At 45.8% G+C, this 14,998-nt stretch carries 12 protein-coding genes; 8 read left to right on the top strand and 4 right to left on the bottom strand.

What is annotated here, in order from left to right; genetic code table 11:
* The first annotated feature begins 149 nt into the window (after positions 1-149).
* Positions 150-1,850 (top strand): ABC-F family ATP-binding cassette domain-containing protein, encoded by a 1,701-nt coding sequence (locus RIE73_RS32490; protein ID WP_446405099.1) that lies wholly within the window; start codon positions 150-152, stop codon positions 1,848-1,850.
* A gap of 118 nt (positions 1,851-1,968) precedes the next feature.
* Here RIE73_RS32490 and RIE73_RS32495 read toward each other — a convergent pair whose 3' ends face one another.
* Positions 1,969-3,252 carry a hypothetical protein gene (locus RIE73_RS32495; protein ID WP_446405100.1) on the bottom strand — a complete coding sequence of 428 codons (1,284 nt, stop codon included), beginning with the start codon at positions 3,250-3,252 and terminating at the stop codon, positions 1,969-1,971.
* Positions 3,253-3,499: 247 nt separating this feature from the next.
* Between RIE73_RS32495 and RIE73_RS32500 the strand changes: the two genes are divergently transcribed.
* The 4 genes from RIE73_RS32500 to RIE73_RS32515 all read left to right on the top strand — a co-directional run bounded on the left by RIE73_RS32500 (position 3,500) and on the right by RIE73_RS32515 (position 8,182).
* Positions 3,500-4,435: a phosphate ABC transporter substrate-binding protein gene (locus RIE73_RS32500; RefSeq protein WP_446405101.1), complete on the top strand. Its 936-nt coding sequence runs from the start codon at positions 3,500-3,502 to the stop codon at positions 4,433-4,435.
* Between the two features lie 19 nt (positions 4,436-4,454).
* Positions 4,455-5,078, top strand: a complete 624-nt coding sequence (locus RIE73_RS32505; RefSeq protein ID WP_446405102.1) for a DUF3859 domain-containing protein — start codon at positions 4,455-4,457, stop codon at positions 5,076-5,078.
* A gap of 51 nt (positions 5,079-5,129) precedes the next feature.
* The gene (locus RIE73_RS32510; protein WP_446405103.1) at positions 5,130-6,908 is read left to right on the top strand and encodes an asparagine synthetase B family protein; all 1,779 of its coding nucleotides are present in this window, start codon (positions 5,130-5,132) and stop codon (positions 6,906-6,908) included.
* Between the two features lie 74 nt (positions 6,909-6,982).
* The gene (locus RIE73_RS32515; RefSeq protein WP_446405104.1) at positions 6,983-8,182 is read left to right on the top strand and encodes a diaminopimelate decarboxylase family protein; all 1,200 of its coding nucleotides are present in this window, start codon (positions 6,983-6,985) and stop codon (positions 8,180-8,182) included.
* Positions 8,183-8,301: 119 nt separating this feature from the next.
* Here the strand turns inward: RIE73_RS32515 and RIE73_RS32520 are convergent, their stop codons facing one another.
* Complete coding sequence (locus tag RIE73_RS32520) at positions 8,302-10,044, bottom strand: asparagine synthetase B family protein (RefSeq protein WP_446405105.1); 1,743 nt, start codon at positions 10,042-10,044, stop codon at positions 8,302-8,304.
* 220 nt (positions 10,045-10,264) lie between these two features.
* Between RIE73_RS32520 and gpmI the strand changes: the two genes are divergently transcribed.
* The 3 genes from gpmI to RIE73_RS32535 all read left to right on the top strand — a co-directional run bounded on the left by gpmI (position 10,265) and on the right by RIE73_RS32535 (position 13,026).
* A complete protein-coding gene (gpmI, locus tag RIE73_RS32525; RefSeq protein WP_446405106.1) occupies positions 10,265-11,863 on the top strand; it encodes a 2,3-bisphosphoglycerate-independent phosphoglycerate mutase in 1,599 nt (532 codons plus the stop codon).
* Positions 11,864-11,925: 62 nt separating this feature from the next.
* Positions 11,926-12,156, top strand: a complete 231-nt coding sequence (gene secG, locus RIE73_RS32530) for a preprotein translocase subunit SecG (RefSeq protein ID WP_044209019.1) — start codon at positions 11,926-11,928, stop codon at positions 12,154-12,156.
* Between the two features lie 39 nt (positions 12,157-12,195).
* Complete coding sequence (locus RIE73_RS32535) at positions 12,196-13,026, top strand: peptidase (protein ID WP_446405107.1); 831 nt, start codon at positions 12,196-12,198, stop codon at positions 13,024-13,026.
* A gap of 167 nt (positions 13,027-13,193) precedes the next feature.
* Here RIE73_RS32535 and RIE73_RS32540 read toward each other — a convergent pair whose 3' ends face one another.
* Positions 13,194-13,376, bottom strand: a complete 183-nt coding sequence (locus tag RIE73_RS32540; protein ID WP_446405108.1) for a hypothetical protein — start codon at positions 13,374-13,376, stop codon at positions 13,194-13,196.
* Positions 13,377-13,652: 276 nt separating this feature from the next.
* The gene (locus RIE73_RS32545; protein ID WP_446405109.1) at positions 13,653-14,831 is read right to left on the bottom strand and encodes a dynamin family protein; all 1,179 of its coding nucleotides are present in this window, start codon (positions 14,829-14,831) and stop codon (positions 13,653-13,655) included.
* Positions 14,832-14,998: the final 167 nt, after the last annotated feature.

The following is a 14,998-nucleotide window of genomic DNA, read 5'->3' on the forward strand; positions in this document are numbered from 1 at the left end:
GGGTAGGAATTTCATTGCCAATTCAATCAGAATCTCTAAATCGATCCATTAAATTTTGTTACGATAAACTCGGATGGAGAGTCAGCGGCGCACCTAAAACGTCTGATCGCTCAATCTCCCTGCTGTAATCTGCTTGAGACAATACACCCATGCTGAGACTAGAACACATTAGTAAAATTTATCCCACTGGCGAAGTTCTCAAGGATGTCAACTGGGAAGTCAAACCGGGCGATCGCATAGGCTTAGTTGGCGTTAATGGTGCGGGTAAATCGACTCAACTCAAGATTATTGCGGGGGAGATAGAACCCACGGCGGGGGAAGTGATCCGCCCAGCGAGTCTCCATATCGCTTACCTCACCCAAGAATTTGAAGTTGATCCCAGTCGCACGGTGCGCGAAGAGTTTTGGACGGTATTTACGGAAGCCAATCAAGTACAGCATAATCTGGCGCAGGTGCAACGGGAGATGGAAACAGCTGATCCCGATCAACTCGATCGCCTAATCCACAAGTTGGATAAATTGCAGCGTCAGTTTGAAGCCCTGGATGGGTATAGCCTGGAAGCGCAAATCGAGAAGATATTACCGGAAATGGGATTTGCCCCTGAAGATGGCGATCGCCTAGTCAGTGCGTTCAGCGGCGGTTGGCAAATGCGGATGAGTTTGGGCAAAATACTGCTGCAAAGCCCTGACTTATTACTGTTAGATGAACCGACAAACCACATCGATTTAGAAACCATCGAATGGTTAGAAAATTACCTGAAAGGATTAAAAACCCCGATGGTGATTGTTTCCCATGACCGGGAATTTCTGGATCGCCTCTGTACCCAGATTGTGGAAACTGAACGCGGCGTCTCTACCACCTACCTGGGCAATTATTCGGCGTACTTGCAGCAAAAAGCTGAGATGAAAGAATCCCAACTCAGCTCCTATGAGCGTCAGCAGAAAGAACTGGAAAAGCAGCAAGCCTTTGTTGAACGGTTCCGCGCCAGTGCAACCCGCAGCACCCAAGCAAAAAGCCGCGAGAAACAATTAGAAAAAGTTGAACGCATTGAAGCACCAACGGGTAGCTTAAAAAGCTTACATTTCCGCTTTCCCCCAGCCCCTCGGAGTGGTCGCGAGGTAGTCAATATTAAGGAATTGGTGCATACCTACGACGATAAGATTCTTTTCCTCGGTGCAGAGTTGTTGGTTGAACGGGGCGATCGCATTGCTTTCTTGGGACCGAATGGATCAGGGAAATCCACGCTATTACACCTGATGATGGGGATGGAAAACGCCACCGAAGGGATTGTGGAACTGGGTAAGCATAATGTGATCCCCGGCTACTTTGAGCAAAATCAAGCCGAAGCCCTAGAGTCAACTAAAACCGTCATGGAAACCATCCATGACGAGGTTCCTAATTGGAAAAATGAAGAGGTTCGCACCTTATTAGGGCGATTTCTCTTCAGTGGTGAAACGGCATTCAAAAAAGTCGCATCCCTAAGTGGGGGAGAAAAAGCGCGTCTAGCCTTAGCCAAAATGCTATTGCGTCCGGCAAATTTACTCCTATTGGATGAGCCAACCAATCACCTGGATATTCCCGCCAAAGAAATGTTAGAGGAAGCCCTCCAGCATTATGACGGTACCGTGATTATTGTCTCCCACGACCGTTATTTTATTTCCCAGGTGGCGACCAAAATTGTGGAAATTCGCGATGGTGAGTTCCGCACTTATCTGGGGGATTACCACTACTATCTGGATAAAATAGCTGAGGAGAAAGAACAAGAAAGGTTAGCCGCGATCGCCGCCGAAAAAGCCGCCAAGAAAGCAGCGAAAGCAGCCAAGAAAAAAGCAGCCGCTAAACGGCGATAAAAAATTTATAGGCTAAGACGCATTTATAGCAACCGCCATAGTGGTTAGGACACATCATTTATGTAGAGACGTTGCATGCAACGTCTCTACAATGGTGACTTGTGTATATTATCTCATCCTAACCAAAACTGTCGGACGCGAACAAATAAGCCTCACTACTACTCGAATCGCTATCTACTTCTATAAACAATGAATCTGCATCACCTGAGGAAATCTGACTTCTACTTATTCCTTGAGCCACCACTTGTAATAACCTTCGAGGTGTGAAAGATTCTAATTCCACAAAATTGCCCAACTCTAGCCATTCTATTTCTTCTGGTGACAGCGCCTGTTGTAACTCTGGAGATAATGGTCTCGCTAGCTGTACTCGTACAAAAAAATTACGTTTGCTGCTTAATACCTGACGAGGGAGTAATCCTAAGTCGTAAATTGTAACCGTACTGTCTGCAAACCAATTTTGGCTGGTTCGTAGGTGGTGAACTAACCTCACACCGCGAGGACTAGCATCATGGAGGGCATAAACTTTTAATTGGGGATTGCGTTTGAGCATCTCAAATACAGTGGTAAAAATACCTGGTGGATACCCTGTAATACTAAGGACAGCACAATTATTTTCAAAGTGAAAATTATTGGCAATCAGCATCTGAGCAACTGCTGCATTATCACAGACAACGACTCGGTCAAAACTATAAGCTGTGATATCTGGACTGACTTCGGTTTCGGTATTCTCCTCACGCGGAGATGGCAGCATTTTTCCGGAGGCACCATTAACTTGTTCCCAGCGATTCAGCCACTCTTCCAATTGATTTTGGGTCATTAGAAAAGATTGAAATATTCCCCGTTGACGTTTTAGCTGTCGAGTTCCCAAATAGATAGACAGCATTCCTAGGATCACAGCGACTGTGAAGGCAACGAAGGACTTTAATATTGCTAGACTTACGCCAATTCCTGCAATGAGAACGAATCCTCCCACGAGTTGCAAACCTCGGGCATTATCTTGGCGAGTTTTAGGGCTAACTTGACGGGATTGACTCGTTCTAAATAACGTAAAAATTATTCCTATATTTAGAAATATTGAGACCAAAATAAATGAAGGTTCCACTCCGACAAAGACCAGCATTACAATATTGGCAATTATATAAAGAAAATAGAAAATGCCATCAATCTGGGAGCCTTTTCTTAAACGCCTATCCACAAAATACAAAAATTGCTTGGGAGTAAAAAATAGAGTGCTATTCGCTGAAATATCTGCGATCGCCTTGGCAAAAAATGGGTCAGTAAACTTGACCTGACCCATGCTCGTCGGCTCAAACACAAACGGATGCCCACAATTTTTACATCGCCCTTGATGTTCAGTACGCTCCTTCAGATTATTATCAGTCTGACATTGAATGCATTTCATAATTAGCGCCGATATAAGCGGTTTTATCAATACTTAATGGCAACAGATAAGCACGATTAGTTTAAGCTTTGGTTAAGTCAAGCTTGAGTGTAGAGTTTTGTAAATATTTGTCATCAGAAGCCATTCTTTGCGTAGAATTAGCGTCTATAGTAAGAGTCATCAGTAGCAAGTCGCAACTCCTGTCTAGATTTTCGAGAATTATTGTTGTGGCTGATCTGGATATCTGTTCCCGTTCAAAGTGAATCTGATGATTAAACATGGTGATCCTTCTCCCATCCCTTACATTCTGATCACCTGTGCCTTACTCGCTGGTGGCTACGGATGGTTTTATCTGAGGAATCAAACATCAACAGTTAACACCCCAGTGCCAACGACTTCTCCTGTCACCACCAACACGCCTCCAGCCGCACCCGTTCCCACTACAACCCCTGCGGCTGGTTCGTTTCCACCGCCAACTACTGTTGCTAGTGGCACTCAGGTGAGAATTGACGGATCTACTAGCATGGTGAGTATCAATCAGAATCTCAAAAGCAGCTTTGAACAACAGTTCCCTGGTACGACAGTTATTCCCAAAGCTAGTGGTTCTGATCAAGGGATTCAAAATATCTTAGCTGGGAACGTAGATATCGCAGCGATTTCTCGACCTTTGACGCCTCAAGAACAAAGTCAAGGCTTAGTCGCCGTACCAATTGCCACCGATGCGATCGCGGTCGTCGTTGGCGTTTATAATTCTTTCACGGGAGGATTAACCCCTGGTCAGGTTGAGGATATTTTTGAGGGAGATATTACTAACTGGTCACAAGTCGGAGGTTCTGCCAGTACCATCCGCGTCATCAATCGTCCTGCCATTAGTGGAACCCATCAAGCCTTTAAAGAACTGGTGCTGGGAGGGGAAAATTTTGGCACGACAGCGAATATTACCACTCTATCCCAAGATGCCACAACGCCTCTACTGCGGGCTTTAGGGAATGATGGAATTGGCTATGCGACTCATGTTCAGGTCATGAATCAAAAAACAGTGCGCTCTTTAGCTGTCAATGGTGTGTTGCCAGATCACCCCACTTATCCCTACAAACGCATTTTATATTATGTTTACAAGAACCCAGCAAGTCCAGCCGTTCAAGCTTTCTTAGGTTATGCGACTTCACCTCAAGGCAAGCAAGTTATATCAACGGGAAATTGAGTCAGGGAAATTATCAGCTATGAACAATCGACTGACACAGGCTCAACTCAGCCAAATTGTTGCCGAAGTAGAACGGCTATCCCAACGTCGTGATGACGAACTTGAACCCGAACAGGTGAAGCAGATTTTACAGGAATTGAGTCTGCCACCGGAGTTATTTGATGAAGCACTTGTGCAATTAAGGCGACGGGAAGCGTTAGCGGTTCAGCAACGGCGAAATCGCTGGATTGTGGGGGGAGTTATTGCTGCTGTCGTTGTAGCGATCGCGGGTACAACAGTTATTATCCAGCAAAACCAACAAGCGCTTCAGACTGTCTCTACCGTGCAAAGCCAAATAACCCTAACCAAAGATGGTAGTAGTATCCTGACTGAGGTTAACCGCCAAACCAGTCCTCTAATTTACTATCGCGTTACCTTAAAAGATGCACCAATTGGTAAACGATTATCATTGAGCTGCGACTGGATGAATCCCAGGGGTGAGGTTGTTCATCAAAATCGTTGGCAAACAAAGGCGATTGATAAACAAGTGTGGCATACTTATTGCCGCCATCAGTTCAATCTTGCTGCTGCACCTGGAACTTGGACGGTTCAAATGTCTTTAGGCGATCGCCTGATCAGCACCACATCTTTTATCGTAAAATGAGTAGTTCTATCGTAATGTTTTGTGATGTAAATAGTCCTCAACTCCTGACAAATGACTAATTGTCAATTTATTGGTTACTGGGGTTATGGCAACCTAGAAAACCTAGAACAGCAATTATCTAACCTCTTAAATGCTGCACCTGCAACCCTGGGAACGGCGAAACAGTTGGCAGGATTTAGAAAGGGTAATTGCTGCTACGGTGTGGGCTGGATTGGTTCAGACAGGGGTTTATCAGAGGCTGCCATTGATAATGATATCATCGCGACATTATCTGCCTCAGGCTTGCCTCATTCCCATGATGCTTGGGTTCAAGTCACTCCGAATAATCGCCTCATTTTAGGACGAGAACCCTTTGGACGTGTGCCATTGTATTGGACTCAGGGGGAGCAAATAATTTGGTTTGCTTCGCGGCTGCAATTGTTATTCCCTATCCTGGCAACTCCCCAGGTTAGTATCCCTGGTTTATACGGATATAGCTGTTTTTCTTATGTGCCAACTCCCCTAACACCCGTTGAGCAAATTTTAGCAATTCCGGCTGGTACACAACAGATTTGGCAGGGGTGTGATGAACAGCAAATTATCGCAACAGCTCAACCAGAGCGCTTATTACAATGGCAAGAAAAAACGGCAGTCATTCAAGAGGAAGAAACTGCTATTAAACAACTGCAAATCCTGCTTCAAGATGCCATTCAGCGTCAAATTAATGACTTGACTTCTGAACCCGTTGGTGTATTCCTTTCTGGGGGACTTGATTCATCAGTCGTTGCAGCTTTATTAGTGCAAGCTGGAGTAAAAGTACAAGCCTATACATTAGATTTTGGTGATGCAGGAATTCCAGAGTGGTTCTATGCTGAACAAGTGGCAGAGTTTCTGAATATTCCCCTGGTAAAAGTGGATGCCACACCGCGTCGTATCCAAAAGGCAATGATTCCTACTGTTCAGGCTTTAGATTTACCCTTTGGTGATGGGGTGACGGTTCCCTTATTTCTCCTCGCACAAGCTGCTAGTCAAGAAACCCGGATTATTTTCAATGGGGAAGGTGGTGATCAGTTATTTGCAGGCTGGACAAATAAACCTCTGATTGCCGCAGGTGTTTATAATACTGAACATCCAGCAGGTGAGGAAGTGTTTACCCAACATTACCTCCGTACCTTTCATCGCCTTTATGGTTATGAACATCAAGTGTATCAGCCAGAAATCTACAGCCAAGTGCAGCAGTTATGTCCTCAAGATTGGCTGCAAGAGGCTTTAGATCCCACCTTCAACACCTCCCTCCTACATCGGCTCCGCCGCGCCACCTTAATGCTCAAAGGAGCGCAAAATATCCACCCCCGCGCCACTAATTTAGCCTTTGCCAACGGAGTGAACGTGCGATCGCCCTTTTGTGACTTACCCCTAGCTGAATGGACATTTCAGCTATCTGGAGAACTTTGTCTGCGAGGAGCTTGTGAAAAGTATATCCTCAAGCGAGCAGTGGAAAACTGGTTACCTCCAGACATTATCTGGCGGGAAAAACGCGGTATGGGGGTTCCCTTAACCTCCTGGTGTTTCAATCACTTCTGGCATCAAATTGGTACTTGGTTAAATCCGGGTAGACTAAGAGCAGAAGGACGTTTTTCACCTCAGTTAGCAGCACAGGTGGTTGGTGATGAGTTGGGGGGAGGAATTAGGGGACGTCGCATTGGTGAAATTCTCTGGTTACTGATAATATGGCAACTGTGGCGCACAACCGTTTTCGGTGAGGAAGTAGGCTCCCTGTCTTGGCATCATCCGTTTGGGTTACCTCGTTGGTTATGGAGTTACAGCAACAGATGGAAAGAAGAGAACTGAGAACTCAGAATTCAGAAGTCCTAGGAGCCGGTTTAGCTCATCATAATCAGAGAATATCTACACAGGCAATGAAGATGCCTTTTGATCGAGAACTTGCCTGTGAGTTATTAGCAACCTACGGTTCTCCACTCTATGTTTATCAAAGCGATCGCCTCCAGCAAACTATTGAACACATCACCCAAGCCATTCCCTATCCCCGCACTCACTTTCACTTTGCCAGTGTAACGAATGGTAACATCGCGCTCCTACAAATTTTCCAGGCTTCAGGATGGGGACTTCATGCTAATACACCAGGGGATATTTATCTAGGAATCCAAGCCGGGTTTAATCCTAACCAGATTGTCTACAGTGGCAGTAATTTGAATCGAACTGAGATGGAGCAGGTTTTCAATTGGGGAGTGACGATGCTCAATTTGGATAGTCTAGCTCAGTTACAGTTATGTTGTCAGGTTTATCAATCCTTATCAGAATCAGTAAAGACACCCCGACTGGGATTACGATTAAATTTACCCCAACTCACGGGAGAGAGTCGGATTGGAGTTCGTCCGGAAGAATTTGGTCAGGCGATCGCTCTTACCCAATCATTCGGTTTAACATTGAGGGGACTGCACTTTTATCGCGGTACGGGAACGAATGCCACGAAAGCGTTTACCCAGGTTATCGACAGGGTTCTTACTATAGCGAAACGTTTGCCGGATTGGGACTATTTAGATTTTGGTGGTGGTTTTGGCTATCCCTATCACCATAATGGTGCAGCCTTTAACTGGGAAAAGTTTGGCGTTGAGTTAACCCAGCAACTTAATAACTTGGGACGGGATATTGACTTGGTGATTGAACCGGGACGAGCCGCGATCGCGGGTTGTGCTACTTTACTCGCTCAAGTTGTCTCAGTCAAGTGGCAAGATGGCAAACAGATTCTGGGAGTTGATACCACGGTTGCCAATCTTTCAGTGCCCTCCGTGCATGGCGGTTATCGAGAAATTGTAACTTGGGAGAAAGCAACACCTCTACATCCTACTGATGTTTGTGGGAATACGACTTATTCGCGGGATTATTTAGGGCGAAATTGCCAATTACCTGCTTTAAAAATAGGGGATATTCTGGCAATTTTAGATGTAGGAGCTTATGGATATGCCATGTCGTCCCACTTCTTACATCGTCCCCGTCCCGCAGAAGTGTTACTGGAACATGGCAATCATCGTTTGATTCGTTTGCGGGAGGATTACAGTGTTTTGTTAAACAATCAAGAGTTTGTCGGGTGGGCAAATGGATAAATTTCTGGTGAAATCGTTAAATTAACGTAATTTGCCCACCCTACTGGCTTCTCTAATAGTTCAATAAGTGGCTTATTTAGATGATCACAAAGGATACCTTAATGGTAGCAACTCCTTGTCTACTTTAGATTCATTTGCAGCCAAATTTCTAAACTGACCAGTAACCAAAGTTTGATCCCGTAACGATGCCAAGTATCTCCTCGGTAATCAAGCCAGTTGCGGATTAATGATTGATTGAGGTAAGGTGCGATCGCGGCTTTCCGGTTCAACAATAAAGCTCTAGCTTGACGCTGCCAAACCTGACGAAATGCTAGCTGCACTGGCACCATCATCCCGCTTTTCGGGCGATATAAAATTGTGTCTGGTAAACTATCAGCAACGGCTTGTTTGAGGACAGCTTTCTCTTGTACTCCAGACAGTTTGTATTCCGGTGGAATCGTCATACTCAAGGCAACAACTCGCTGATCAAATAAAGGCGATCGCCCTTCTAAACCAACAGCCTGAGTCAGATTATTGACCTTCGTCAGAATGTGGTCAGCTCCTTTAAACTTAATATTCAATGTCATCAGCCGATTCAGATAGGTTGCCTTTGAATTCAAATCCGATTCAAAAACCGAAGCGGCTTTTTGTACAGTCGTCCAGATTTCCGGTTTTAAAAGTTGGGGTAAATCCAGCACACATTTTTTAAAGGAAATCAGATAAGCGTCAAGGGCATCAGGTTGATTGGCAACAGAACCGTATAAACTATTGAGTAACATCGGCTGATTTTTCGGTCCGCCAAAACAGGGATCGCCCCCTTCACCATTCAGGATCACGCCCACACTTTCCCTGGCGAATTGCCCCATTAACAAGTTGGGAACCGTGAGCGGATCACCAATGGGGTCATCTAAATATGCCATCGTTTCTGGCAATTTTTCCCACATCTGAGTCGGCGTAATTTCTAAGATATGGTGTTGGGTTTGACAATGTTGAGCGACTAAACTGGAAAATTCTAATTCATTCCGATACTCTGAACCAAAATGAATGGAGTAGGTATGGACTGGACAGTTGTGAAACTTTGCTGCTAAGGCGGTTATACAGCTAGAGTCTAATCCTCCTGATAAAAAAGCACCAACCGGTTCACCTTGAGGCAAATACTCTTGTACCACTTGCTCAAGCAGAAAGCGTAATTGTTCGCTGTGCCATGGCAAAGGTTGCTCTTTGGCGGTAATCTGTTCTTGCACTTGCCAATAGGCTTGGATAGTCTCATCGGGTAAGCGCAGATAGGTTCCTGGACGCAATTCCCGCACCTGCTGCCATAGAGTACGCTCTCCCGGTACAAAGGCACAGCATAAATAATCCCGTAGAGCAACTAAATCTAACTCAGATGTGCGGTAAGGTGCTAGAGTTCTCAGGTGGGGAGCAATCCAGCGCGTTGTGCCTGTGGTGGTATAGTAAAGGGTACGTGCGCCGACGTGATCGCGTCCCAACCACAACACCCGTTGTTCCCTGTCCCAAACTGCTAGCGCCAGCATTCCTGCGAATAAGCTTAGGGACTCGACTCCCCAGTGTTCCCACAGTTGTGCCACAATTTGACAATCGCTGACTTGACTGGCATTAGGTTCTAGTCTTAATTGCTGTAGCAATTCTGCTCGATTGCTCAACCACACATCGCCAACAACAACAAACTGCTTGGTGGGACTTAGGGCGAATTGTGAATCGTTGGGAGTAGCGATGGCAATCTGGCTCTCTCGCCAAGTAATACCTTTAGTTACCGAGTCTACCGCTCCCCAAGCGACATACCAGGAGGGTGCAACTTCAATCGGGGGGAAAGGCAAGTAAGCTTGACGCTCTCCACTCCACAAATTAGCAAATTTTCTCATTCATTGAGGACTGCTATCGGTGTTTTATTCTACCTTAGCTCTTTAAATTTCCTAATATTTCTTCTTTCTCAGTTTTGGCTTATGGGTTAATTTCTCGTAGTCTAAACTCCAACAAGGTGGAAGAGGGAGAAAAACGGCTTACAGAGACAAAATAGCCATCAAATCAAGAAACTAATGATATCATGGCGGTGAAATTAGTGTAGGAATCAAGAGCGATACTATGATGCAAGCACCTGTATCTCCTGTGGTGCTAGTCATCTTGGACGGCTGGGGCTACCGCAAAGCAAGGGATGGAAATGCCATTGCCATTGCTAAAACCCCTGTGATGGATAGCCTGTTGACGGCTTATCCCAGTACAACTATTCGCACCTCTGGTAAAGATGTTGGTCTACCAGAGGGTCAAATGGGTAACTCGGAAGTGGGTCACCTGAATATCGGTGCTGGGCGTGTCGTCCCCCAAGAACTAGTTCGCATCTCAGATGCTGTGGAAGATGGTTCGATCAGGGAGAATGCAGCCCTGCAAAAATTGAGCCAAGAACTGAAACATCAAGGGGGTAAGTTACACCTAATCGGCTTATGTTCCGACGGTGGTGTACATTCCCACATCAACCATCTGCTGGGATTACTCGATTTTGCTAAATCCCAAGGGTTCTCTGATGTTTGCGTTCACGCGATTATGGATGGTCGGGATACCAATCCCAACTCCGGGATCAGCTATCTTCAGACCATTCAAGACCATATTGACAAAATTGGCATTGGGCGCATTGCCACGATTAGTGGTCGTTACTATGCCATGGATCGCGATCATCGCTGGGATCGCACCCAAAAAGCTTACGACATGATCACCCAGGATGGGAATGGGGATGGTCGAAGTGCGGTTGAGGTGATGCAAGCCTCTTATGAGGCGGAGATTACCGACGAGTTTATTCTCCCGACTCGGATTACCTCGGGTGCAATGGAACCGGGGGATGGGATAATTTTCTTTAACTTCCGTCCCGATCGCGCCCGACAATTGACCCAAGCTTTGACTGATCCGGAATTTGACGGATTTGAACGGGAACTGATTAAACCCCTAGCGTTTGTTACGTTTACTCAGTACGATCCCAGCTTCCCGGTTTTGGTGGCATTTGAGCCGCAGAACTTGAATAATATTCTCGGCGAAGTCGTTTCCCGGAATGGGTTGCGCCAATTCCGCACGGCTGAAACTGAAAAGTACGCCCATGTCACCTACTTTTTTAATGGCGGTTTAGAATTACCTTTTGAAGGAGAGGATCGGGAACTGATTCCCAGTCCGATGGTGCCAACTTATGATCGCGCCCCAGCGATGTCCGCTGTCGAGGTGACGGATGTGGCGGTAAAGGCGATTAGCCAAATGATTTACTCCTTGGTAGTGATCAACTACGCCAACCCGGATATGGTGGGACATACGGGCAATACAGACGCCTGTGTGCAAGCGATTGAAACGGTGGATCACTGCTTGGGACAGTTGATTGAGAGCATCAACAAAGTGGGCGGCACCGCAATCATTATCGCCGATCACGGGAATGCGGAATACATGCGAGATGAACAAGGCAATGCTTGGACGGCTCACACAACCAATCCTGTACCCTTTATCCTGATAGAAGGGGAAAAATTAAAAATCCCTGGACATGGCACGGACGTTGCTCTGCGGAGCGATGGACGGCTAGCAGATATTGCACCGACGATTCTGGACATCTTAAACCTGCCACAACCGGAAGACATGACGGGACGTTCTATGATCAAACCAGTGGAGTTTGATGTACGGAAGAATCGGACGCCAGTACGAGTTGCCTTGTAGTCTTTGGTCTGGGACGAAAAAAGAAGACCACATTGCCATTGACAAATAAGCCATAATCAAGTATGACCAGTCAAGTTCTGCAAATTATTTGGGCAGCATCTGCTCTCGGTTTGATTGTTTTAGTGTTGCTTCATAGTCCCAAAGGGGATGGTATTGGTGGAATTGGTGGTCAAGCCCAACTGTTTACCAGCGCCAAAAGTGCCGAAACCGCCCTCAATCGGGTGACTTGGGTGCTTGCCATTATCTTTATCGGTTTGACCATTGTTCTGAGTGCTGGGTGGTTGAATCAGTGATATCTTCCTCCACTGAATCGAACAAGCAACGAATTTGGGATGAGAAAAATTACCGCTCCCAAGCTGAGGCGTTTCCTCCATAGCCCCAGGAAACGTCTCTTGTGGATCGCGATCTTAACCAGTGGGTTAATTCTGTTACTATCGATATCTTGGCATGTCCCTGGGATTCCGTTCTCTCTCCCAACGCCTCAACCTCACCCTCTCCCCCAAACATTGGCGCAGTGGGATGATCAGACTGATGCTGGTGATTATTTGACGGAGATTAAGTTAACCCCCGTGGAGTATCTGGTTTGGTCTGAGTTTCCGGTTCAGGTTTCTATTGAACACCCCAAAGAATCAGCGGAATCCTCGGCTAGTGCTAAACGATTCCACGATTGGTACAAGGCGGTGTTACAGGCGGTAGAGGAATGGACTGTCTATTTACCCTTACAGGTGGTTTCTGAGGCAGAAGTTGCGGATATTACAATTGTGCGATCGCGCCCTCCTTTACAAGCCTCGTTTAACCGCGAAACCCAACGATTTGAGAACATTCGCGCCCGTACCGCAGAAACTCGCTACGAATTTTATCTGCGTCCCGGCGTTGAGGAATCACAACGTATTTTAGCGCACAAGTTTACCATTTATCTGAGTCCCCACCAAACGGTAGACTATACCCTAGCCACGGCTCGTCATGAACTCGGACATGCGTTGGGAATTTGGGGTCATTCTCCGGTGGAAACGGATACGATGTACTATTCCCAAGTTCGCTATCCGCCAGAAATCTCCGTGCGGGATATCAACACGCTGAAACGGATTTACCAGCAGCCTACTCGTTTGGGATGGACGGTGACCCCGGTTGCTCCCAGTGTTGTGGAAATCAGGTTTATGTAGGAGGATGTCACGATTTAGAAACCTGCGAAGGCAGGTTTTGTTTGTGTAGATGCGGTTTTAACCGCCCCATCCTGGAATGGCTTACTTGCGCGAGTATGACGAATGACGATCTCCATCGTTAACTTTAATTGTCCCCACCTACTGACTGATGGGGGATCTTCAGCGTCCTATCCTAATTTGACGAAGATTGCCTGCACCAGCTTCACCAGTTCAAAGGTGACAAAGATGGCGAGGATGGCTGTAACCAAGCTATTTAAGACGCGATTATTGCCATAGCCAAACAGAGAAGCGGTAAATTTGATCAACACAAAGGCGAGACAGGTAATGACGGCAAGTTGCAAAAAAGTCATAGATTCTCGTTTAACTAAGTATTTTTGCTGATTAGACTATATCATTTATCCATCCCTGACAGACAAATGACGTAGCTTGCTGTTCGCTCCCTTGAGTATGACAAAGGACGTAGCTTGCTTCTTTTCAGGCAGCGAGTTCTCCACCGCCCGGTCTGCTGCAGGGAGTCTTGTGGTGGGGAGAGGAAATAGGGAATAGGCTTTCTTGCAATGGTTTTAACTCCCTGTTGAGGTAAGATGCTACGCTCATGGATGCGAAAATACCAGGATGCAAGACTGTTATAGTGTAAAAACGAAAGCACTTGTTGGGTATAAAGTTGCTCCTACAATTGACTGATAAACATCATCGCTGACGCCTGATTCATTGTCGCCACTTTTGCCACCAATTGACGCCAATTCTGTTGGTCTTGCGGCTCTGAGATTCTCGGTTCTGCGACTATAATTTAAAATCATAAATGACCGTTTTTCTAGATCATTCAGCGCTTGGGCTGCTTGATCATATAACTGAGTATCTAGGCGTTGCCATTGATAACGCTGCGGATCAGGTCGTTTGATAAACAAAACCACATCAATTTCCTTGCCCAATGTTTCTAGCATCAGCGTTTCATCGCCTAACTTGGAATCGCCTAAACCTGGAACATCCACCAACGCAATTTTGCCAACATCAGGATTTTTAAATGGACAAACAATCTTAACTTCTTTCACCGCCAAGTGTTTGAATGTGGTTAAATGATTCTGCTGAGTACCATCGCGTTTTTGCATCACATAATCGGTAATTTCTGCCGCCTGAATTTTTAGCGATCGCGGATTTCCAGATCGAATCAATGCTCGATACTGACTAAGATTCCGATGGTAGTCATCACACAGGCGTTTGTACATTTCTTCATGGCTCGCTCCGGCTACTCCTTGTTCGGGAAATACCTGGTTAGCGAATTCCTCTAAGCTATACGGTTTTTTCGCCAAACCCAGTTCATCGTAATAGGGATAAATGACTTCATTTAAAAAGGATGATTCCGAATGCAGCGTGACTTCAACTTGAACAGAGGGATTAGGTTTAGGTAAAACCATCTGCTCCTGAATACCATATAAACTAGAGCCAACACCATTAAATTTAACCGTTGTATCCTCTGAATTTTTGTTGGCTAAGGATTCCCCTTGATAATTTTTAATTGTACTGCGAACCGCCGTGCAAGCGCCTCCTTCTAATGCCGGAATTTCCTTGTCTGTGAGTCCACTTAAAGTTTTCAGTAATGTACTTTTTCCCTGTCCCATTAAACCAACAACACCAATATTTAAGGTGGGACGTGAGAATCGTTTTTGCAAACTGTTCAGATGCTCGGATTCAACTTGAAGCTGTTGCAACAAATAGGAGAGATGAATGGTATTGAATTGCTCGCGAATTTCACTCTCACCGAACGATACATCCAGCCGTTGGCGATAAGAACCCAGTTTATACAAAGCTTACTTTGGAGGAAGGGATGTGAACGTTTATGGCGAAGACAGCGCAACTACGAACGTGTCTTTCAAGCTATGATGATTGAAATTACATCGTTCCTATTGCCTGTTCTCTTTGCCTAAATCTGGATAGGCAATGCCCAATAGCATAGCGCTAATCAATTTAACTC

Source organism: Coleofasciculus sp. C1-SOL-03, assembly GCF_040220555.1.
GTDB lineage: Bacteria > Cyanobacteriota > Cyanobacteriia > Cyanobacteriales > Coleofasciculaceae > Coleofasciculus.

Coding starts and splice junctions, on each gene's coding strand:
- RIE73_RS32495 (WP_446405100.1), bottom strand. CDS start 3,252: ATGAAATGCATTCAATGTCAGACTGATAATAATCTGAAGGAGCGTACT.
- RIE73_RS32500 (WP_446405101.1), top strand. CDS start 3,500: ATGATTAAACATGGTGATCCTTCTCCCATCCCTTACATTCTGATCACC.
- RIE73_RS32505 (WP_446405102.1), top strand. CDS start 4,455: ATGAACAATCGACTGACACAGGCTCAACTCAGCCAAATTGTTGCCGAA.
- secG (WP_044209019.1), top strand. CDS start 11,926: ATGACCAGTCAAGTTCTGCAAATTATTTGGGCAGCATCTGCTCTCGGT.
- RIE73_RS32490 (WP_446405099.1), top strand. CDS start 150: ATGCTGAGACTAGAACACATTAGTAAAATTTATCCCACTGGCGAAGTT.
- RIE73_RS32510 (WP_446405103.1), top strand. CDS start 5,130: ATGACTAATTGTCAATTTATTGGTTACTGGGGTTATGGCAACCTAGAA.
- RIE73_RS32520 (WP_446405105.1), bottom strand. CDS start 10,044: ATGAGAAAATTTGCTAATTTGTGGAGTGGAGAGCGTCAAGCTTACTTG.
- RIE73_RS32515 (WP_446405104.1), top strand. CDS start 6,983: ATGCCTTTTGATCGAGAACTTGCCTGTGAGTTATTAGCAACCTACGGT.
- RIE73_RS32540 (WP_446405108.1), bottom strand. CDS start 13,376: ATGACTTTTTTGCAACTTGCCGTCATTACCTGTCTCGCCTTTGTGTTG.
- gpmI (WP_446405106.1), top strand. CDS start 10,265: ATGATGCAAGCACCTGTATCTCCTGTGGTGCTAGTCATCTTGGACGGC.
- RIE73_RS32535 (WP_446405107.1), top strand. CDS start 12,196: ATGAGAAAAATTACCGCTCCCAAGCTGAGGCGTTTCCTCCATAGCCCC.